The organism is Pseudomonas sp. B329 (assembly GCF_023127835.1).
GTDB lineage: Bacteria > Pseudomonadota > Gammaproteobacteria > Pseudomonadales > Pseudomonadaceae > Aquipseudomonas > Aquipseudomonas synxantha_A.
Genome location: NZ_SPKP01000003.1, coordinates 306,762 through 327,164, shown reverse-complemented (window position 1 = coordinate 327,164; position 20,403 = coordinate 306,762). Strand labels below are relative to the sequence as shown.

The window sequence follows — 20,403 nt, the reverse complement described above, 5'->3', positions numbered from 1 at the left end:
GTGGGTTCGTAGAGCGGTTACAATCAATGAAGGCCCCCAACCCCTCGATAAACCCAAGAGATCGAAGAGGTTGGAGAATAGTTGACTCTAAGCAAACAAAAACTTGTACTTGTGAAGTCGCCACAAATGCCTGAATTATTATTTTTTGAAAAGGCAACAAGAACTGTAGAGAAAAAATCAGGGATCAAGTCGTCGTTGCTGATATATCAAATCGACGATTTCACCGTCAGGAGAGTAACCACTGACCGTTTCACGTAGAAGCTGACGAACGCGGCTGTAATCGTCCTTCTCAACAGCATTAAGCAATTCTGTCAGACGCTCCTTCAATATATCCCAAGACAAATAGTCCTCACTCGCGCTCATAATCATTGGGTGCGACGTCATTACAACATTGTCACCAATTAAAAGTTCTTCATAGAGCTTCTCGCCCGGCCGCAGCCCAGTAAACTCGATGGAGATATCACCTTGAGGGGCCTTCTCAGACCGAATACTCAGACCCGATAAATGAACCATTTTTTCTGCCAACTCAACGATCTTCACTGGCTCGCCCATATCCAGAACAAATACGTCCCCACCCTGCCCCATTGAGCCGGCCTGGATAACCAATTGGGCTGCTTCGGGAATACTCATGAAATATCGAGTGATTTTTGGATGTGTAACTGTTATTGGGCCACCCGACTTGATTTGCTTATGAAACAACGGAATCACTGACCCGGAAGAACCCAAAACGTTTCCGAAACGCACCATTGTAAAGCGGGTTTTATTAATATAGGAAACATTGGCTTTATCACCAAACAAGACCGGAGCCATCTCCTTACTCAATGCCTGCAGCGTCATTTCAGCAAGACGCTTGGTACTCCCCATTACATTGGTTGGACGCACAGCCTTATCAGTAGAAATAAGCACAAAATTCGCTACCTTTGCTCTTAAAGCCGCCTGCGCAGTGCTCAATGTGCCTATCAGATTATTCATTACTCCTTCAGCAATATTGTGTTCAACCATAGGTACATGCTTATAGGCTGCTGCATGATATACCGTATCAACATGCCAAGTATTCATGATATCCAAGAGTTTTTCCTGGTTACGGACAGACCCTAGGATAGGTAATAATCTTACAGTCAAAGACTCGCGTAAAACCCGCTGCTCCAACTCTTGCAAAATGCTGTAGAGATTGAACTCACTATGTTCATAAAGCAGTAATGTTGTCGGCTGAAGAGCAAGAATTTGTCGACAAAGTTCCGATCCTATTGAACCGCCGGCCCCGGTTATAAGGACCGACTTCCCCTTGATACAATGTTCCAACAAATCATCTTGCGGAGGCACGGAGTCTCGACCCAGCAAGTCGGCTATATCAACTTCCTGAATATCATCAACCTTCACTCGCCCACTGGCCAGATCCATAAAGCCAGGTACGCTTTGCACGTGAAGGGAAAAACCCTCAAGAAAACTCAATATTTCTCGGCGGCGCCCACGATTGGCAGAAGGGATTGCAAGAAGTATTTGCTGGGCACCAGTCATATCAACCATCTGTTGGATATGCTTGGGTTTATAAACATGTAACCCCGAAATGACCCGATCAGCAATACTGCTATCATCATCAATAAACGCGACAGGACGCATGAGTCTCCCCATCCGTAAGGCCGCAACCAATTGATTACCCGCTGCGCCAGCCCCATAAATAGCCACCCTCGGTAATCCATCGTCTCGGCTAGTGAACGGAACATGCTGTGCAGCAGCGAACCAATCGCCTAGAAAATATTGACGCATAGCAAGACGTAGGCCGCCAATCATAATCATGCTCAATCCCCAGTAATTGAAGATGACCGAGCGCGGAACGAAGGCTTGTTGATTGTTGTTCCAATAAACTATCAGAGCGAGAATTAATGCTGACAAACTCACAGCTTTAATAATAGCAATTAATGCGTCGTTGCCGAAGTAGCGCATTACCGCGCGGTACATGCCAAAACGCACAAACAGAGGAATAGCAACGATTGTGGCGCTCAAGAACAACCAAAGGTACTCCTTGAACGGATTGATCAACTCATCAACCCCTAAGCGAACAACAAAGGCCATCCACAGAGCAAACCAGACGAGAAAAACGTCGGTCACTACTTGAAAGGCGCGTTTTTGCCGTCGCGTCAGCCCCAATAAAAAGACTCTTAACTTATCCATAACACCTTGAAACACCTCTGCTACTCCTAAGATCACACCTGCGCCTTGTTGGGTAACGGCAAGAAAACTCTTGAAGGATTCTCGTTGACCAAGACGTTAAGAATATGCTTAAGCTTGGAAAAACACATGCCACTACCCATGTACTAACCGATTACTCCTCGGTAGCTAGCTGCATGACCGCTTTTAGGACCGAACATGTTTTTTCAATTTCAGACCGCGTCAGCGTTGGATGCACAAGAAACATCATACTCGTTTCACCGAGTTCCCTCGCCACCGGCAACCGGCTCGCTGGCCGCCAGCCAGTATTGTCAAACGCCTTCTCGAGATAGACCTCGGAGCAGGACCCAGAAAATACCGGAACTTCTCGTGCCGAAATCTCCGCCAGAATACGATCACGATCCCACCCGGCCTTGAGTGCCTGAGGCTCGACAAACACGTAGCACTTATACGCCGCGTGAACACTACCCTCAGGCGCGATTGGCACACGCAAACCCTTGAGTTGGCTGGCGCACTCCCATATCTGACCCGCATTCGCAAGCCGACTGGCTTGCCAATCTGTCATGCGTTTGAGTTGAATCCGACCGATTACGGCCTGAACCTCTAGCATTCTCCAGTTCGTACCGAAGCTTTCGTGCAACCAGCGAAAGCCAGGGGGATGGTCACGTTCATAGACTGCCTCCCAGCTTTTGCCATGATCCTTGAACGACCACATATCCGACCAGAGCTTACGATCGTTGGTTGTGACCATTCCGCCCTCTCCGCCTGTCGTCATGATCTTGTCCTGACAAAAGGACCAGGCTGCGATGTGGCCAATTGACCCCACTGGGCGCCCCTTATAACGAGCACCATGAGCTTGGGCACAATCTTCGATCACTTTAAGATCGAACTCCTCGGCCAAAGCCATGATCGGATCCATGTCACAAGGCCAGCCGGCCAAATGCACACAGATTAGGGCTCGGGTGCGAGGAGTCAGCACAGCGCGGATAGTCTGCGCGCTGAAGTTCTGAGAATCGCGATCCACATCAGCGAAAACCGGAACAGCCCCGGCATTTACAATGCTGGAAACAGAAGCAAGAAAAGTGCGTGAGGTGACAATTACTTCATCGCCGGCACCAATGCCCAAGGCCTTCAAGGCAAGGTCCAGGGCAACCGTTCCGTTGGCCAGCCCGATGGCGAATTCGGTTCCCGCCCATGCCGCGAACTCCTTTTCAAACTCACGCCCCTGTGTACCGGTCCAGTAGTTAACCTTATTGGACAGAACCACATCACGTACGGCATCAGCCTCTTCTTCAGTAAAAGAAGGCCAAGGAGAAAATGGTGAATTCAACACAACCAGTACCCGTCAGTTTTCATTCGAAAATATGAAAGACTCGTCAACATGAGCCCCGTTGCAATTCGCTTGACACGTTGTTCGCGCAGCGACGACTTTTCAAGAACCGTGCAATAACCTGGCCGGTACTCCGGCGACTGTAACCTCGTCTGGCACGTCTCTGACTACTACGGCTCCAGCGCCAACCATGACCTTTGAACCGATGCTCACAAGTTGTCGTACGCAGGCGCCTATGCCTATCCAGCTCATATCCTGAACGCAGACGCCCCCTGCAAGCCGGGCGCCGGGGCTGATGTGCACACACGACCCCAATAGACAATCGTGGTCAACACTGCAGCCCGTATTGAGAATAGCGCCACTGCCAACTCTCGCATCGGCATTCACAACCGCTCCAGCAAAAATCACCGATCCCTCACCAACCGTGGCATACCGGCTGACTGTTGAACCCGGATGGCGCAGCGTAACCAGTTTAGCGCCCGCCGCCTTTAGTTGGCACAGTTTTGCTTGGCGGACCCGATTGTTGCCGATCGCCACCAGCACTCCGTCATATTCATGCACAGCGGCCATCAGCCTCTCGGTGTTGCCTACGACATTCCAGGCACCATTTCGAACCAAGCCAGGCCACGCGTCATCGAAGAACTCAATGATGTCCCATCCACAGCATTCGGCTGTATCCGCGACGACTTTGCCATGGCCGCTTGCACCTAATACCGCAAGGCGGCTCATGACTTGGAGCCCGTAAACTTCGATGCTGTAGCTTCGCCCTCGGCACTGATACCATCACGTACCAGAACTTTCTTGATCGTCAGGAAAATGACCTTAATATCCAGCCAAAAAGACTGATTATCAACGTACCAAGTATCCAGCTTGAACTTTTCTTCCCATTCGATTGCATTGCGCCCGTTGACTTGCGCCCAACCACTCACGCCCGGGCGCACCTCATGACGACGGTATTGCTCTGCGTTGTAGAGAGGCAGATATTCCATAAGCAGCGGACGAGGGCCCACAAGACTCATATCGCCTTTAACCACATTCCACAACTCGGGCAATTCATCCAGGCTACTGGACCGCAGGAAACTCCCAAAGACTGTCATGCGTTGTGAATCTGGTAAAGGTTCGCCGTTCGCATCATGAGCATCTCGCATCGTGCGGAACTTGATCATTTCGAACGGTTTGCCATGACGTCCTGGACGTACCTGACGAAACAGAACGGGAGATCCCAGTTTCTTGCGGATGTTCCAGGCAATTACTGCTATGACCGGGGAAAGCAGAATTAGTCCAAGCAAGGACGCAAATAAATCAAACCCACGCTTGATCATCTGGCAACACCCTCCAGCCAATCCACAAATCGATCGGCCAACTTGCGTCGATCAAACTCTCTGACCGCCAATTCTCTGCCGCGTGCGCCCTTGTCCAGCAGGTCGTCACGATCATCCGCCGCCTGTATCAAGGCATCTGCAAAAAGCGCAGCATCGTCAGGAGGTACGACAAAACCGCAGTTTTCCTTGGCGATCATCTCAGCAAGCCAACCAGGATAGTTATTTAAAACAGGTAACCCCGAAGCGATATAGTCGAAAAACTTGTTAGGCGACGTACCGTAGTAAAAGGCTGGTACGTTTGCCAATATTTGCAGGCCCAGATCTGCGCTGGCCATCAAACCCGACAACCGGGCCTTGTTCACCGGGTCGTGAAATATCACATTGTCCAAGTGTTCTTGCGCTGCGCGTTTTTGAAGCGCGGGTTTGAGCTTGCCCTGCCCGATCAAAACAAGCCGGATATCATCGCGCTTTCGCAGTTTCAGTTCTCGAGCCGCATCCAGTACCGCATTCAGGTTGTTGGCCACCCCGTGAGTGCCGGCAAAAACCGCAACCAGATGACTTTTATCCACGCCAGCCGGCAACCATGGCGCAGCATGCGTGTTGAAAATATCAAGGTCACAACCGTTTGGAATCATTTCGATTCGATCATGTGCTACACCGCGGTGCGCAATACCTTTCACAATACCGGGTGACAAGCCAATGAGACGGTGAGCCGAACGATAACTCGCCCACTCAAGGAAAGACATGGCAGCAAGGATCACTGGATTACGAATGACGCCCATCGCTTTCGGCAGCTCGGGCCAGAGATCCCGAACCTCGAATATAAAAGGCTTATTGCGAAACCACCGGGCGAATATTCCGGGGATACCAGCTGTCAATGGCGTAGTGGTCGCAAAAACCAGGTCGTAACGCTCGGTTAACGCAATACCGATACTGCGCACGGCAAACTTCAAAAAGCTCAGCGCTCGGACAAACAGGCCATCGCTGTTGGAGTACGCCAAGTCAAATTCGATGATCTCGATACCATCGACCATACCTTGGCGTTTTCCACCAACGAAAGGGCTTTCCAGCCCGGTTTGGCCACCACCATAGCTGCCACAGACCATTGTCACCTGGTGCCCCCTGGCAACCAGACGGCAAGCCATCTCATAAGACCGAATACCGGTCGCTCCTTTCGGAGTCGAAAAATGCTGATGAAAATAAAGGACTTTCATGTCTACCAGTGATACTCCGTAGTCAAAACGCCCGCCGAAGTCACCTCAACCTCTAGCACCGGCACTTCAGTTTTTTGTAAGTAGTAACGAGACTCCCAACCCTGGACGAGCTCTCGACGAACGATAGGCATGCTGCCAATGACCGATATTCGATGCGAGCCGTTGGTCAGAACGTCGCCTTCAAGCCGCCAGTCCCCCGGCTGCAAGCGCCATCGTAGAACTGCACGATCCTTGAACCCGGTAAATTCATCTCTGACCTGCAAGCCGACATCCGTCAGACTGACGTGCCGCTCGTGACGGACTCCGCTACCATCGACATACGTGGCGCCGCATGAGCTGTCGGCAACCTGGTCAACCAGGCTTTCGACCTCTCGCGTTCGCAGCCATTCCCCAAAAAGAAACCGGCTGAGTCTGGGCATCTGGTCTCGCCCATCAAATTGAAGCGTGTTGTGGCTGGCGGTTCCAGGAAAATAACTCAACCACTGCGCTGAGGTGTTGTAGCTGAAAGTACCTGCGTCCCGGAGCAAGTTAATACCTGCACGCCATAGATCCACATGCAGGGCATCTGCCTGGCTGGGCCGAAATCGGAATCGCGGATAGCGCAATACGGCGTAGGTCTGCTCACGCCGTAACAATGCATAACCACCATGATCAAACAGTTGACTAGCTGGCCGTGCCGCTACAGCCGATGGACTCGGCAGCAGCAGCCAGCGCAGTGGCAGATCCCACTCACCTGCAGCTTCGTAGGCTCTCTTTCCGGCAAACAACGCCATGGACAACTGGACGGCAGGCCTGAAATCGCGATAGTCCGTATCCGTCAGAGGGAGCAGTCGGGCGCCATCATTTGCGCCAATGTTCGGAGCATCACCCGAATGCTCGTCGACTAAAGAAAATAACCAATGCGCGGCTGCGCGAGCCCTGAGCTGGAAGGTGGCAGAGAACGCCGGGAGCGCCAGTTTTTTTCTCCAGGCTTCAACCATGGAAAAAGTGTCGAGCATCACCCGGTGATAATTGACGGAGTACTGGCTGAAGCTGCCGTCTTGCTCAATCAACCGAGCGGCACGATTTTCAAGCCATCTGCGCCCCAAACGCTGCCAGCGTTCGCCCTCAGGGCGACCACTTAACGTCAACCAACTGCCGCCGACAAAAAGCGCAGCCGCCTCCGAAGTCCCGTGGTTATTATCCTGAGCCATCGCATAGCTCAGCGTCGGCTCAATACGCTGGAGATGCAGCAGAACCAGGTCCACGAGACCTGGTAATGGGCTGGCAAACTGTTCGAGAATGACCGAACTCATTGCCAAGTGTAGGACTCGAATGGACGCCTCCTGGCCGCACTTCCAGTTAGGACCGCAATAGGGAGGATTATTGACGCACCAATCCGCCAGCCAAGCGTTTAACTGTACAGTTCCCGCAGAGCCGCCAACACAGGACTTCTGGGCAAAGGTCAACGTCCAGTCAAAGCGCGACGCTTCCCAGATATTCTTTATATCACCGACAGCGGCATCAAAATCAGGAATCCGCCACCATTCCCGTCCAGGATCAGGCACTCGAACTCCATTCAGAGGATTCAAATGCCAATCAGGAGGTGCGTCAGATATCGGGCATTCCCATGCCCCGAAATATCGGACCTGGGAATCCCATTGGGATGCACATGGTAACGAGGCGGCCTGCCTAGCACTTTCCGCAAAAAACGGCCCCTGGGGAACTTCAGCCCGAAGGCGTCGGACCGGGTTCAAGCCCGTCTTGACCCCAAGCCGGTAGCCCAATGCACGCGCCAGATTGCCAAAACCGAGAGCTATCGCAGTTTTGGCCTTAACAAGAAGAAGGCTCATTGCTCGCGCAGAATCCGGGCAACTTCAATGCTCACGCGTGCCACTTCGAATATTTCATCAGAGGTGATCGGCGTGACAGTCCCATTTTCCACCGCGGCCAGGAAAGCCGCAGCACACTCGCTTTGCCCCTTGTTCTGCTTCCAGAGATTCAGCTTGCTGAAGCCCGGCCAACCGAAACCTTTCAACTTGCGGAAGTTATCCAATTGCAGGACACGCCCAGCAGCGAAGACTTCAACCCGCTCTTTTGGAAAGCTTGAAGCTCCATTGGCCAGATAGTGGATTGTGCCGAAAGAGCCATCCTCAAACCCGAGGGTAATTGCCGCTTTATCTTCAGTAATTGCTACAGCTGGCGTATCCCCCATTCTACGGGCCTGGATCGAAACAATTTTGCTACCTGCCAGAAAGCGCATCAGATCAATGAAATGACACGCTTCACCAATAATACGGCCACCGCCGACTGAGGGGTTCTGGGTCCAGTGATTCGAGGGAATCGCTCCGGCATTCATCGTCATGATGAAAGACTTAGGCTCTTTGACAGCCGCAAGCAACGCCTTCATCTTTTGTACCTGAGGCGAAAAACGTCGATTGAACCCAACCATCAAATGTGGTTTGAGCCCTTTTTCAACGGCATTTCGATAGGCTTCTTCAACCGTCACCAGATCCTGGGCTTCAATTGCCAAAGGCTTTTCGACGAAGACATGTTTACCTGCCTCCAACGCCTGGCTGACAAAATGAGCATGGCTGTCGTGACGAGTGACAATTGCGACGGTGTTGATCGTACGCTCGCCAAGCATCGCATTGATATCAGTCGAGGCCTGTGCAAATCCTGCCTTGCTACCGTGAATGACACCATTGATACCGCCGGCAGTAACAATCGTATGGAACTGAGCACCTGCGGCCTTAAATGCCGGTATCAGCATTCTTGATGCATAGTTTCCTGCGCCAATGAAGCCAACAACAGGTTTGACGGGGTCGAAACTGGCCGCCGCACCGGGTGCCAGTACTACTTCCTTGATGTTTCGCTCGGTATCTTGGGAGGTGTATTGAAGAATGATGCCCAGCGCCGAGTTATCCGTCGTAAGCGTCTGATAGGCATCCGCTGCTTCTTCGAATGCAACCCGATGGGAGATCAACGAGTTAACCTCCAATTGGCCGCTGGCGAGCATATCCAGAACGGCTTCGAAGTTGCGCTGTTCAGTCCAACGGACAAAACCTATCGGGAAGTCGTTGCCTTGATCTTCGTAACTTGGATCATAGCGCCCGGGCCCGTAAGAACATGAAACCTGAAATGTCAGTTCCTTTTCATAGAAGTCAGCTCGACTCAACTCAAGCCCGGTTACCCCGACCAGAACAATACGCCCCCGTTTGCGACACATATGTGCCGCTTGGGTGACAGGATCGGAAGACTTGGTAGATGCCGTGATAATGACGCCATCCACCCCTCTTCCGCGGCTGAACGTCATCCCCGCAGAAACAACATCCTCTCCCTTGCCGGGATTGCAGGTTTCGGCACCATAACTGCGAGCCAAAGCCAGCTTTTGTTCATCGAAGTCAATGGCAAGTACTCGACAGCCTTGAGCCCGCAGGAGTTGAACCGTCATCAATCCGATCAGACCAACGCCGGTGACTACGAAGGTTTCCCCTAGTGTCGGTTGAGCGAGCCGGATACCCTGCAAGCCAATACTGGCCAACACCGTAAACGAGGCGGCTTCATCGCTCACCGAGTCGGGAATCAAGGCACACAGATTCTTGGGAACAACAACGATATCGGCATGAGGACCATTGGAAACAACACGGTCGCCGGGCTTGAAGCCGGTCACATCCTTCCCGACGGCACCCACGACACCTACATTGCAATATCCCAGGGGCAACGGTTGTGCAAGCTTCGAGCGAACGGCTTCGACGGTTGTCGCCAAGCCATCGGTCTGAACCTTTTGCAGAACCATACGAACCTTGTCAGGTTGCTGGCGAGCTTTTTCCAACCAGTTGGCCCGCCCAAACCCTACCAGCATGCGTTCCGTGCCGGCAGAAATCAGCGTATTGGTTGTATTGATCTTTAGCGCACCACCGCGAACAGCGGGAGCCGGCGCGTTAACCAATGACGTCTCACCGCTAGCCATGTTCTGAACAACCTGCTTCATGCATTCACACCAATAAAGTTAAAAATTCACTCATCACTGAGAAACTTGTATAGAGCTGTCTATCCTACCATCGGATATGGTCGGGGCGTCGGCGCCCACTCAACCGTCGAGGGCGAAATTGCCGTCCAGGTACTGCTTGCACCAGAGTTCCATGCAAACGATGCCGAACAACGTATAGGCAGCGTCTACCCGACCAGAACGATCTGCATCGATCAGATGCGCCACTGCCTTAGGGTCGAAAATCCCCCTCTTAAGCAGGGATGCTGGGGAAAGCACCTCATCGACCAAAGGCTTCAAACGTCCTTGCAACCAGTTGCGAAGCGGCACACCGAAGCCGGTCTTGGGTCGGTAGATAACATCGTGAGGCAGATAGGGTTCCATGGCTTTCTTGAAAATCCATTTCCCCTCCCGACCTTTTTGTTTGATATCCGAAGGCAATGAACCTGCCAGGCGTACCAAATCAAGATCCAGCAGCGGTACACGCACTTCAACGCCCGTCGCCATACCCATTTTATCGGTGTAATTGAGATTGTGATCGGTGAGAAAATGCTTGCACTCCAGGGTAAGCATTTTATCCAGGGGCGTAGCATCCGAAGGTAGCCGCGAGAGTGTTTCTCGCATGGGGGCAAACAGATCATCTGCTGCCAACTCACGTCGCAAGTCCGGGGCTAACAAACTATAAGCCTGATCAGGCTCAAGCCAAAGGAAATAACTGATCAAGCGATCATTTGCCGGCAAGTCCGCGTATCGAAAAGCCTTCCCGAGACGGCGAGACAGCGGAGAGGATGCCGGAAGCAAACTTGAACTACGGGCCAGTACCGAGCGCAGCGGGCGAGGCATCCCTCCCCACCAACGCTCTTGCGCCAAAGCGAAATGACGGCGATAGCCGGTAAAAATGTCATCCCCCCCAGCACCGGACAACAGAACCTTAATGCCGTTCTGGCTTGCCAGCTCGGAAATGAACAACGCATTCAGTGCAGCTGGATCCGGTGTAGGCTCATCAAGCAGATAAACCATTTCTGGTAGACGATCCATCATCTCGTCACCGACGCCTACAACATGTAGGTCGACGTCCAGATGCTTGGCAACGCGCTGTGCGTACGGAAGGTCATCCGCGAAGCCTTCGTTTGCAGTGGATCCATTGTCGACACGAATACTGAAGCACTGCAACCGCCCTTTATCGCGTATTTCCTGTGCGGCAAACGCAACTATGGCGCTGGAATCCAACCCGCCTGACAAGAATGAACCCAACGGTACATCAGACACCAACTGACGCTGGACGGCAGTCCTGACTGCATCGGCGACATCGACAGCGACATCGGCAACCGTCTTTTTCAGGGGTTTCTCTGAAATAGGCAGTTCATAGTAGAACCAGCTCTTCTCGATATGCCCATTACGGACACATAAGGCTTGGCCAGGTAAAACCTTTTTGATATCCCGCACAATCGTGCGATCGCCTGGCGACCAAAGAAAACCAAGGTGCGCCAGCACGGCTTGCGGGTCAATTTCAGTTTTACTGAAGCCCCCTCTAATCAAGCCTTTCATTTCACTTGAAAATGCAAAGCAACCATTATTGGAATGGATATAAAGCGGTTTGACGCCGAGCTGATCCCGGGCCACCCAAAGTGTTTGAGTATCACGTTCCCAGAATACGACCGCGAAAATCCCGTTTAACCGATTCAAACACTCGATTCCGTAGCGACAGAAGAGCGCGAGCAATACTTCGGAATCTGACTGGCTGGAAAAATGATCTCCCGCAGCTTCGAGATGAGCTCTTAACTCACGAAAGTTATAGATTTCACCATTAAACACCATCACCACTCGCCCATCGGCAGAGACCATCGGTTGATGCCCGGCTGAAGTCGTATCAAGAATGGAAAGGCGCACCTGACCCAGCCATACACCAACGTCGGTATCAGACCAAACACCTTGATCATCTGGCCCGCGACGTCGAATAAACGAAAGCGCTGAAGAGAAATCAATAGACTCTCGCGTTCCGTTATGAATGTAGCCCAAAATTCCACACATATCAATTTCTCTAAATTGGGTTGTTAACAGGCTCGTCGCGCTTTGAGCTCAAGAACAAAAAAGGTATTAATATAGACGCTATGAGAAGAGCGACCGAAGCCAATTCGCCTCGAAAAAGGTGAAGCAGGGAGGCCACCGCCAATGCATATAGACCTAGCGCTCGATCACTTTGAGGGTTATAGATAACCGCGCCATAAAGCCGTCCTCCTATAAGCCCAAGGAAAAAACCGCCAAACAGTACACCTAAGGTACCAAAATTCATGTAAAGCTCACCAAAAATACCCGGTGGCATTGTCGTGCCCTGCAAAAGCCATTTATCTGGCCAAAAGGCTTCTGTAAATACGCCCGCGGCAGTGAGCGGCTTATCGGGAAAAAGACCCGAAGGGATCAAAATCAACACGAGCATCAACAGAGTTGTTCCGTTTTGCCATTCAAGCCTCTCAGGCATCGCATCTACCAGCACAGTCATTGTTTGCAACTGCATTAGGTTGCCTGTGAACTGAGTCGCCAAAAAGTGAATGAAGGATAGAAAAACGCCTTGCTCTTCGTTAATAAAAAAGAACTTGCCAGCCACAAGAAATTCTTGCTTAAAAAGATGATACGCCATTAAAGAGATAAACATCACTCCGCCAAGCACAGCCCCTTTTATGACGTTGACACGTTTAACACGATAATGTCTAACGACAATCATCGCCAATATAATGATGAAAATTGTCGACTTCTGACCTTGAAGCGCGCAAATAAACAAACCACTAAAAAAATATAACCAAAAACAAAAGCGTTCGGACAGCGTTCTTTTTTTACTGCCCGTCAGGCGTATAAACCAGGCAAGCGAGACAGACAGAAACAGATTCTGAAGAAGAAACAGGCCGTTCAACCCTGCAAATGCTCTTATTCTATCGCTCGCACCATAAAGCAGCCCCCATACCCCTCCGAGGATTATAAGAATGGCTGCAAAGGCCAGCAGTGCCATTAACGTAAATATTGTAGACCTTTGAGAGAAGATTCTGGAGCTCACTATGTAGCGAACCTTAACGGGAAAATTCAAGTGAGTCTTTCGCCCTAACCAACAGCCCATTAAAACAAAAACCAAAGCCAGAACATATAACAAAACAGCATAATCTATAGAACTACCTTTATCCGAATAGTTGAAATCCCAATACAGACTAAACCCATCGAACCCCATAATGAATGGATACAGCGGAACGATCACGCCGGCAAACCAGATCACCACGAAGAAAAAACCAAAACCAAAACAATCAAATACTCTCTTTCCAATAGGCGTTTGTAAACGCCCTTGCTCCGAATATTTATCTTCCAAGGCATTATCCTCTAGAGTCATAAATCAGCGAGACGGAGTCTCACCGCAACCAAAAGCAGCATAGAGGACAAAACAACACCCGTTGCATACCCCAAAACACCCGCCCACGCCCCAAAATGCGTAATGCTCAAGTATAAAATCAAAGCAACGCTCAGCCCTTCGACTATATTGACTTTCAAACTCAAACTAAATACACGCAGTGCAAGCAACATAGTACCACTCACAAGAGCAATAGCTTTCAACGGCAGCGTTAATGCCAGCACAAACATATAAATGGCTGCCTGTTTGTAAACACCTCCCACAAGCAAAAACCATACAAGGGAAATCACTATCAACAACAACGCAACCGAAGAGGATATCTTCAACATACTTCTGAAGAACGCATGATGCCTTTCACGCAATATCTCTTTATCGTTGACTACTTCCACCAAATCCGGGATAGCCCTTTGCGCGATGATTGTCAATGGAAGCAAACCAAGACTAAGACTCAACAAAGCTATACCAAAAAAACCGATCTCATCAATTTTCACATGATAAGCAGTCAACATAAGTACGGGCAAACTATCGACCATCAAACGCACAAATAGACTTGCATTGACAGTCACCCCGGACTTAGCGGTCATTATCAACTCACGCCTGTTTACCAAGCGAAAATCCAGCGCGCTAAAAATATACGACCGCAGCTTCCACCACACAGCAACAAGACAGAGCAACTCTCCAATATAACGAGCCGTCATCCAGCCTTCGATACCAAAAAACTTGGTCAACACAACATGCAGAACAATGCTGACACCCGTAACCAACATCAGTGCAAAGTAAATCTCACGTATCACCTTCGCACCCTGCGCAAACCCCGTAGTTACACGGAGCAAGTTAGTTAACAGCACTAAGCCACAGGTGGTAAACACGTAGGAGCTCATTACAGAGTTCCACACGAACTTATTTGCAACATATATACAGGCAATGACACCGATTGATGCTATAACTACTAGCAGAAAAACCTGTCGAAGCACTTCATTTTTATCAGTAGTGTCATTACTTGCCGCGGTATCACGAATGGCGATACTCTGCATACCCAAGCTACCTGCAAGGATAACAAGAGCAATAATTGTTTCCAGCGAGCGCACCATGCCAACAACTGATGGGTCAACCCAAGGCGTGATTAAAAACTGACTTATTATTACCCCACCTTGAATGCAGGCGGTGATGACAACAAGCTGTAATAGCTTCGAGTTTTCAAACATGCCGATCAGACGACTCAACACGCGGTACCACCATCGACTTTTATGTGTACTCTCACTGGAACTCTCCTTATTTCGCCAGCGACAAGGAATCCAGAACACTTTTCAGCGCCGAACGACGAGCTGCGATGGAATAGTTCGAGGAAATCCATTGGTGTCTGGCTTTGGCGTCTTCAGCACAAACCGGCGTTGCGACAACAGCCTCCATGGCGGATGCAATTTCCTCTGGGCTGTCTGGCTGGACCCAGTAAGCGAAGTCACCCGCAACTTCTGGCACCGCCCCCCGTGGAGAAGTTATAACTCGCGACCCACACGCCAGTGCTTCACCGATTGCATGCCCGAAACCTTCGTAAAGCGTTGGCTGAACATAGGCCAGGCAATTTCGATAATGGTGCAGTTTCTCTTCATCAGAAATCATTCCGACAAACTCTACCTTTTCTTCTATGCCCAAGCGCTGTGTCAGGGCCTTTAGCTCCTGCAGATAATCACCATGCTTACCAGCAACGACCAGTCGAAGATGGCTGGCACTAGCCGAAACCCGCGCGAACGCCTCTATCGTCGGAATGAGCCCTTTGCGAATGGCATTGGTACGGCTCGTCCAAGTTACCGTGAAAAAATAATCCGACTCAACAGTTAGAGCCTCGTCAGGAGAATAGTAATCGGTGTCGATCGCTAGCGTTGCATACACTGGATTTCTGACACGCAGGTTAGCGGTAACCTCTTCACACTCTGATCTTGAGATAAACAGGTTTCGATCAGCTAACAACAAAGAGGTACGCAGTACCGCCTTCTGCCACAAAGGCCGATCTAGGTAACATAGACCCGGAATTTCCTTCCGGCAGGTAGAATAATCAAAAGCTCCAGTCACTATCACCGGCCGACGGCGCAGCTTTCCGGCGAGCAATGGAAGCGGCGAGTGCCCCCACCACCAACAAAAATAAAGATCCGCCTTCCAGTCTAATGTGCCTGGCGTCCCGGACAAAACAACTTCATGCCCAAGCTCCTTGAGAATTCGGATATCCACCCGATAAAACTCGACTTTGTCAAACATCTCGCGCCAATTAGCATGAGCAGACATATTAGCAAAAAAACATATGCGCACTAGAGCACCGACCTGTTACCAGCCACGATATTAAACAAATGCCTTCTGCTGATACATTGATAGCAATGTATCGTGCAAGCTAGGCACATCAATTTTACCTACCGTATCAAAGAGTTTGGCTGGACTGCCGTAAAGTTCTTTAACTTCATCCTCTCTGACAAAGGCAGGATCAACTACAACCGCTGGCCGATAACCTGCGATCTGCTCCATCTCATCAATCACGCTTAACAAGGAAATGCTACGACCCGAGCATATATTTATAAACTCGCTGCGCTGATTAGTCGTCAACAATCTTGTATATGCCTCAACCACGAAACCCACATCAGATAGATCACGAGAAACATCCAGGTTACCTAATCTGAGCTCTTTTTCCCCTCGAGCAAACGCGCCCACGATCTTGGAGAAAACGAACGACTCCGATTGGCCGGGGCCAGTGTAGTTGAAAGGCCGCACTACCAGTATGGGCATACGAGAAAACCACTTGCGAACAAGCGCCTCCATCGTTAGTTTGCTCAACGCATAGTGATTAACAGGCTGCGGCTCACTGCTTTCAGAAACAGGCGACGAGATTGCATTTCCGTAAATATTTGCACTGCTCGCAATTATAATTTTTTCTACAACTATCTCCGCCTCCTTAATCGCATTAAGAAGGCTTTCCGTACCCAATACATTGACGCGATAGTATGATAAGGCATCGCTGCCAGTAACATGGGCCAACGCGGCTAAATGAATAATATGAGTAGGTTGAACCTGCTTTATCCAATCACTTAGTCGCTTCGTATCATTAAGATCCGCGTCTAGGTGATCAAACTCACAGGCGAGCCGCACTCCTCCCAGGCCAGCAACGCGCCAGCCGGTCTTGGTGAGATTTTCCGCCAAGTGCTTTCCAGTGAAACCCGAGAGCCCCGTAATCAGCACCGTCCGCTCTTTACTTTGAAGTGCCATTGCGAACCCTTCTTAGATCAGCGTCAACCATCAACTGGCACAGTTGCTCTAGTGTGGTTTCTGGCTTCCAACCCAATCGCTCTTTTGCAAATGACGCATCGCCAATCAACAATTCTACTTCTGCAGGTCGATAGAAGCGCGGGTTGATTTTTACCCTAGTGATACCAGTTCGACGGTCAACACCAAACTCGTTCTCAGCGCTTCCAGACCACTCGATATCAACACCCACAGCTTTAAAACTCATCGAAACAAAATCACGAACGGTTTCAGTGCGATTGGTAGCGAGCACAAAAGTTTCCGGCGTGTCGACTTGCAACATTCGATGCATGCCATCTACATACTCTTTAGCGAACCCCCAATCCCGCTTGGCATCCATATTTCCAAGTTCCAGGACTTGCTGCTTGCCAATTTCGATACTGGCAACAGCATCAGTAATCTTGCGAGTAACAAATTCTTTCCCTCGCAGAGGAGACTCATGATTGAATAGAATGCCGCTGGTAGCAAAGATATCGTACGACTCACGATAGTTAATCGTTGTCCAATGCGCGAACAGCTTCGCAACACCGTAAGGACTACGCGGATAGAAGGGTGTACTCTCAGATTGAGGAACCGCCTGGACCAATCCAAACATCTCAGATGTCGAAGCTTGATAGAAGCGAATCTTGGGATTTACTATACGAATTGCTTCGAGCAAATTGAGCGCACCGACACCAGTAATCTGCGCCGTTGTGATTGGCTGATCGAACGAAACACCTACAAAACTTTGAGCCGCGAGATTATAAACCTCGTCCGGTGCGCAATTCTGAATTAAACGAATAGCCCCGGACAGATCAGTTAAATCAAATTCTACGAGGTGGAGATCGTCATGCTCAAGAACTCCCAGCTCCTCTAACCGCCAGAAACTTACAGAACTTGTCCGGCGATAAGCGCCATAGACTTTATAACCCTTGGACAACAGTAGTTCGACAAGGTACGCCCCGTCTTGACCTGTAACACCCGTAACCAGCGCGTGCTTCTGCATCGATACAACTCCTAAAAATTTAAACCCTAAACACGTCCATAAGTATCGTCAAATCGAACGATATCATCTTCGCCCAAATACGTTCCTGACTGCACTTCTATGATCTCAAGAGGAATAGTGCCGGGATTGGAAAGGCGATGAACATGGCCAATAGGGATATAAGTACTCTGATTTTCATTCAACTGAAAAACACGATCTTCACAGGTCACCTCTGCGGTGCCAGACACAACAATCCAATGCTCCGCCCGATGGTAATGCTTCTGCAAACTTAGCGTTGCTTTAGGCTTCACCAATATACGCTTCACCTGAAAGCGCGAGCCGGAATCTATGCTGTCGTACCAGCCCCAGGGTCGATGAACGCGGCGATGGAGCTTTGACTCTGGCCTGACCTTGACATTCAACGCTTCGACAATGGCCTTCACGCCCTGACTGCGGTCTTTATCCGCGACTAACACAGCATCAGGCGTTTCGACGATAACGATATTTTCAAGCCCCACGGCCGTTACTAAACGGTGAGAGGCGTAAACCAATGTATTAGAACTGGAGTCTAATATTACATCCCCATGGGTAGCGTTCTGTTTTTCGTCCTTCTCACTCGAACGCCAAACAGCATCCCATGCCCCCAGGTCGGACCAACCGGCGTCCATCGTCAGCATTTTCAACGTCAGGCCGGCTGACGGCGTTTTCGCACAATGCTCGATCACAGCATAGTCAATCGACTCTGGCGGTATCAGGGAAAACGCGTCCAGTTGTGGTCGTATAAACCCGTTATCCTGGGCCCGGCCCTTCCAGGCGGCTTCAGTGGCATCGAAGATGTCTCTTCTGAACGCGCTCAGTGCTTTCAACCAGATTGACGCACGCAGCACAAAAATACCGCTATTCCAGAAATAGCTTCCATCTTCCAAGTATTTTTCTGCAGTTGACCGCCCAGGCTTTTCAACAAACGAATCCACCCTCTTGACAGCAGAGGGGTCTGCAGAATGGATATAACCATAACCCGTTTCAGGGCGATCAGGCTTGATGCCCAAGATTACAATGCTGCCGTCTTTTGCAACGTCTACAGCTTTACTGACCGTATCAGTAAAGGCTTGAATATCGAGAATCATTTGGTCGGCCGGGACCACAACCAGGACGGGGTCAACCTCCATCCCAACTTCATCGCGTGCATAGAGCGCCGCCAACGTAAGCGCAGGGGCTGTATTGCGTCCTACCGGCTCAAGAATGACAACAGCTTTAGAAACATTCATTTCCCGGATCTGATCTAGGCAAAGGAAGCGGTGCTCATCATTCGCAACGATGCAAGGCTGCAGTACCTCGACACCTTGCCCACCTACCTTCAAAACTCGATCAACAGCCTGCTGAAACAAAGTTTCCCGACCTGAAATAGCCAGAAACTGCTTTGGGTAGAGAGTTCGACTAAGAGGCCAAAGTCGGGTCCCCGCCCCCCCTGACATAATAACGGGTAGTATCTTCATACCAGCCAAATTCCACGTGTATCAACAATCTGGCGGCCTTGAAGAACCGATGCGGGAATAGATTTAAATGGTTTGTGGTCTACTAGTAACAATAGAACGTCAGCACGAGAAATTGCTTCTTCTGCTGTGCAGAGTTCAGCATTTTTGAGCGAGCCAGGTAAAAAAAGAATATTAGGCTCTACGACTAAAATTTTTCCCGCGTGGCGACTTGAAATATTACGCGTAATTTCCAGAGCCGGGCTTTCGCGCAGATCATCAATATCTGGCTTGAATGCAAGACCGAAGCAAGCAATGACGACGTCTTTCTCAGACTTCTCTGAGTGAGTCGAAAGATGATCAGCCACCGCAGCATCGACCTTATTCATAACCCACTGCGGTTTCGAATCATTAACCTCCCGCGCAGTCTTGATCAACCTGGCCTGGCCTTCTGCCTGACTTACAATGAACCAAGGATCAACAGCGATACAGTGCCCACCGACACCAGGCCCCGGCTGCAAGATATTGACACGCGGATGTCGATTGGCAAGCTTTATAAGCTCCCATACATCCACATCAAACTTATCGCATATCATAGACAACTCATTGGCAAACGCGATGTTAACGTCGCGAAAGCTATTCTCAGTCAACTTGCACATCTCTGCAGTTCGGGCGTTTGTTATGATACATTCACCCTCCACGAACAACTTATACAATCGTGCTGCGGCATCAGAGCATTTGGGAGTCATTCCACCAATGACACGATCATTTTGTACCAACTCACGTAACACGTGACCAGGAAGCACCCGCTCCGGACAGTGTGCGATACGAATATCGGATGATTCACCATGAGTTTGAGGAAACGTCAAGTCGGGACGAGCCTCCGCCAACCATAAAGCCATCTTTTCAGTCGCACCGACAGGTGAAGTGGACTCGAGGATGACCAAGTCCCCACTTTTAAGAACAGGTGCAATAGACTTACTTGCGGACTCAATATAGGAAAGATCCGGAGCGTGATCACCCTTGAAAGGAGTAGGTACTGCTATTAAAAAGGCATCGGCCGGCTCAGGACTAGTACTAGCGCGGAGATAACCTTCAGTCACGGCGGCATGTACAACTATATCTAAGTCAGGCTCAACAATATGAATTTTTCCGTCATTAATAGTATCGACAGCCTTCTGATTAACATCAACACCAACAACTTTCACCTTACGCGCGGCAAAAACGGCGGCGGTTGGCAGACCAATATAACCCAAACCGATTACAGAAACCGTGGAAAAGCCCAT

General features: G+C 50.2%; 15 protein-coding genes. All 15 read right to left on the bottom strand.

The annotated features are described in order from the left end of the window. Positions 1 to 177 precede the first annotated feature (177 nt). On the bottom strand, positions 178 to 2,172 hold the full coding sequence (locus E4P00_RS02100; RefSeq protein WP_248130594.1) for a nucleoside-diphosphate sugar epimerase/dehydratase: 1,995 nt from the start codon (positions 2,170 to 2,172) through the stop codon (positions 178 to 180). Between the two features lie 151 nt (positions 2,173 to 2,323). Next, positions 2,324 to 3,502 (bottom strand): DegT/DnrJ/EryC1/StrS aminotransferase family protein, encoded by a 1,179-nt coding sequence (locus E4P00_RS02095; protein WP_047710372.1) that lies wholly within the window; start codon positions 3,500 to 3,502, stop codon positions 2,324 to 2,326. Between the two features lie 99 nt (positions 3,503 to 3,601). Further along, positions 3,602 to 4,228, bottom strand: coding sequence for an acetyltransferase (locus E4P00_RS02090; RefSeq protein ID WP_248130582.1), 627 nt, complete (start codon positions 4,226 to 4,228; stop codon positions 3,602 to 3,604). Further along, positions 4,225 to 4,821: a sugar transferase gene (locus E4P00_RS02085; RefSeq protein ID WP_034126702.1), complete on the bottom strand. Its 597-nt coding sequence runs from the start codon at positions 4,819 to 4,821 to the stop codon at positions 4,225 to 4,227. Before E4P00_RS02085 ends, E4P00_RS02090 begins: the two co-directional genes overlap by 4 nt. Then, complete coding sequence (locus E4P00_RS02080; protein ID WP_248130581.1) at positions 4,818 to 6,035, bottom strand: glycosyltransferase family 4 protein; 1,218 nt, start codon at positions 6,033 to 6,035, stop codon at positions 4,818 to 4,820. Before E4P00_RS02080 ends, E4P00_RS02085 begins: the two co-directional genes overlap by 4 nt. A 2-nt stretch (positions 6,036 to 6,037) precedes the next feature. Next, entirely contained in the window at positions 6,038 to 7,582 is a 1,545-nt protein-coding gene (locus tag E4P00_RS02075) for a heparinase II/III-family protein (RefSeq protein ID WP_248130580.1), read from the bottom strand. A gap of 281 nt (positions 7,583 to 7,863) precedes the next feature. Beyond that, positions 7,864 to 10,008 (bottom strand): bi-domain-containing oxidoreductase, encoded by a 2,145-nt coding sequence (locus E4P00_RS02070; protein ID WP_248130579.1) that lies wholly within the window; start codon positions 10,006 to 10,008, stop codon positions 7,864 to 7,866. Positions 10,009 to 10,107: 99 nt separating this feature from the next. Further along, positions 10,108 to 12,036: an asparagine synthase (glutamine-hydrolyzing) gene (asnB, locus tag E4P00_RS02065; protein WP_248130578.1), complete on the bottom strand. Its 1,929-nt coding sequence runs from the start codon at positions 12,034 to 12,036 to the stop codon at positions 10,108 to 10,110. A 10-nt stretch (positions 12,037 to 12,046) separates the two neighbouring features. Then, complete coding sequence (locus E4P00_RS02060; protein WP_248130577.1) at positions 12,047 to 13,357, bottom strand: oligosaccharide repeat unit polymerase; 1,311 nt, start codon at positions 13,355 to 13,357, stop codon at positions 12,047 to 12,049. 17 nt (positions 13,358 to 13,374) lie between these two features. Beyond that, a complete protein-coding gene (locus tag E4P00_RS02055; protein WP_248130576.1) occupies positions 13,375 to 14,622 on the bottom strand; it encodes a hypothetical protein in 1,248 nt (415 codons plus the stop codon). A gap of 46 nt (positions 14,623 to 14,668) precedes the next feature. Further along, complete coding sequence (locus tag E4P00_RS02050; RefSeq protein ID WP_248130575.1) at positions 14,669 to 15,649, bottom strand: glycosyltransferase; 981 nt, start codon at positions 15,647 to 15,649, stop codon at positions 14,669 to 14,671. Between the two features lie 81 nt (positions 15,650 to 15,730). Further along, complete coding sequence (locus E4P00_RS02045) at positions 15,731 to 16,645, bottom strand: GDP-mannose 4,6-dehydratase (protein WP_248130574.1); 915 nt, start codon at positions 16,643 to 16,645, stop codon at positions 15,731 to 15,733. Continuing rightward, on the bottom strand, positions 16,629 to 17,666 hold the full coding sequence (gene gmd / locus E4P00_RS02040) for a GDP-mannose 4,6-dehydratase (protein WP_248130573.1): 1,038 nt from the start codon (positions 17,664 to 17,666) through the stop codon (positions 16,629 to 16,631). The genes E4P00_RS02045 and gmd overlap by 17 nt, the downstream gene beginning before the upstream one ends. 26 nt (positions 17,667 to 17,692) lie before the next feature. After that, positions 17,693 to 19,141 (bottom strand): mannose-1-phosphate guanylyltransferase/mannose-6-phosphate isomerase, encoded by a 1,449-nt coding sequence (locus E4P00_RS02035; RefSeq protein ID WP_034126694.1) that lies wholly within the window; start codon positions 19,139 to 19,141, stop codon positions 17,693 to 17,695. Continuing rightward, on the bottom strand, positions 19,138 to 20,403 hold the full coding sequence (wecC, locus tag E4P00_RS02030; RefSeq protein ID WP_248130572.1) for a UDP-N-acetyl-D-mannosamine dehydrogenase: 1,266 nt from the start codon (positions 20,401 to 20,403) through the stop codon (positions 19,138 to 19,140). Before wecC ends, E4P00_RS02035 begins: the two co-directional genes overlap by 4 nt.

Bases quoted from the DNA above. Each gene is read 5' to 3' on its own strand.
- wecC (WP_248130572.1), bottom strand. From the start codon at position 20,403: ATGGGCTTTTCCACGGTTTCTGTAATCGGTTTGGGTTATATTGGTCTG.
- E4P00_RS02090 (WP_248130582.1), bottom strand. From the start codon at position 4,228: ATGAGCCGCCTTGCGGTATTAGGTGCAAGCGGCCATGGCAAAGTCGTC.
- E4P00_RS02100 (WP_248130594.1), bottom strand. From the start codon at position 2,172: ATGGATAAGTTAAGAGTCTTTTTATTGGGGCTGACGCGACGGCAAAAA.
- E4P00_RS02050 (WP_248130575.1), bottom strand. From the start codon at position 15,649: ATGTTTGACAAAGTCGAGTTTTATCGGGTGGATATCCGAATTCTCAAG.
- gmd (WP_248130573.1), bottom strand. From the start codon at position 17,666: ATGCAGAAGCACGCGCTGGTTACGGGTGTTACAGGTCAAGACGGGGCG.
- E4P00_RS02080 (WP_248130581.1), bottom strand. From the start codon at position 6,035: ATGAAAGTCCTTTATTTTCATCAGCATTTTTCGACTCCGAAAGGAGCG.
- asnB (WP_248130578.1), bottom strand. From the start codon at position 12,036: ATGTGTGGAATTTTGGGCTACATTCATAACGGAACGCGAGAGTCTATT.
- E4P00_RS02045 (WP_248130574.1), bottom strand. From the start codon at position 16,645: ATGGCACTTCAAAGTAAAGAGCGGACGGTGCTGATTACGGGGCTCTCG.
- E4P00_RS02070 (WP_248130579.1), bottom strand. From the start codon at position 10,008: ATGAAGCAGGTTGTTCAGAACATGGCTAGCGGTGAGACGTCATTGGTT.
- E4P00_RS02085 (WP_034126702.1), bottom strand. From the start codon at position 4,821: ATGATCAAGCGTGGGTTTGATTTATTTGCGTCCTTGCTTGGACTAATT.
- E4P00_RS02035 (WP_034126694.1), bottom strand. From the start codon at position 19,141: ATGAAGATACTACCCGTTATTATGTCAGGGGGGGCGGGGACCCGACTT.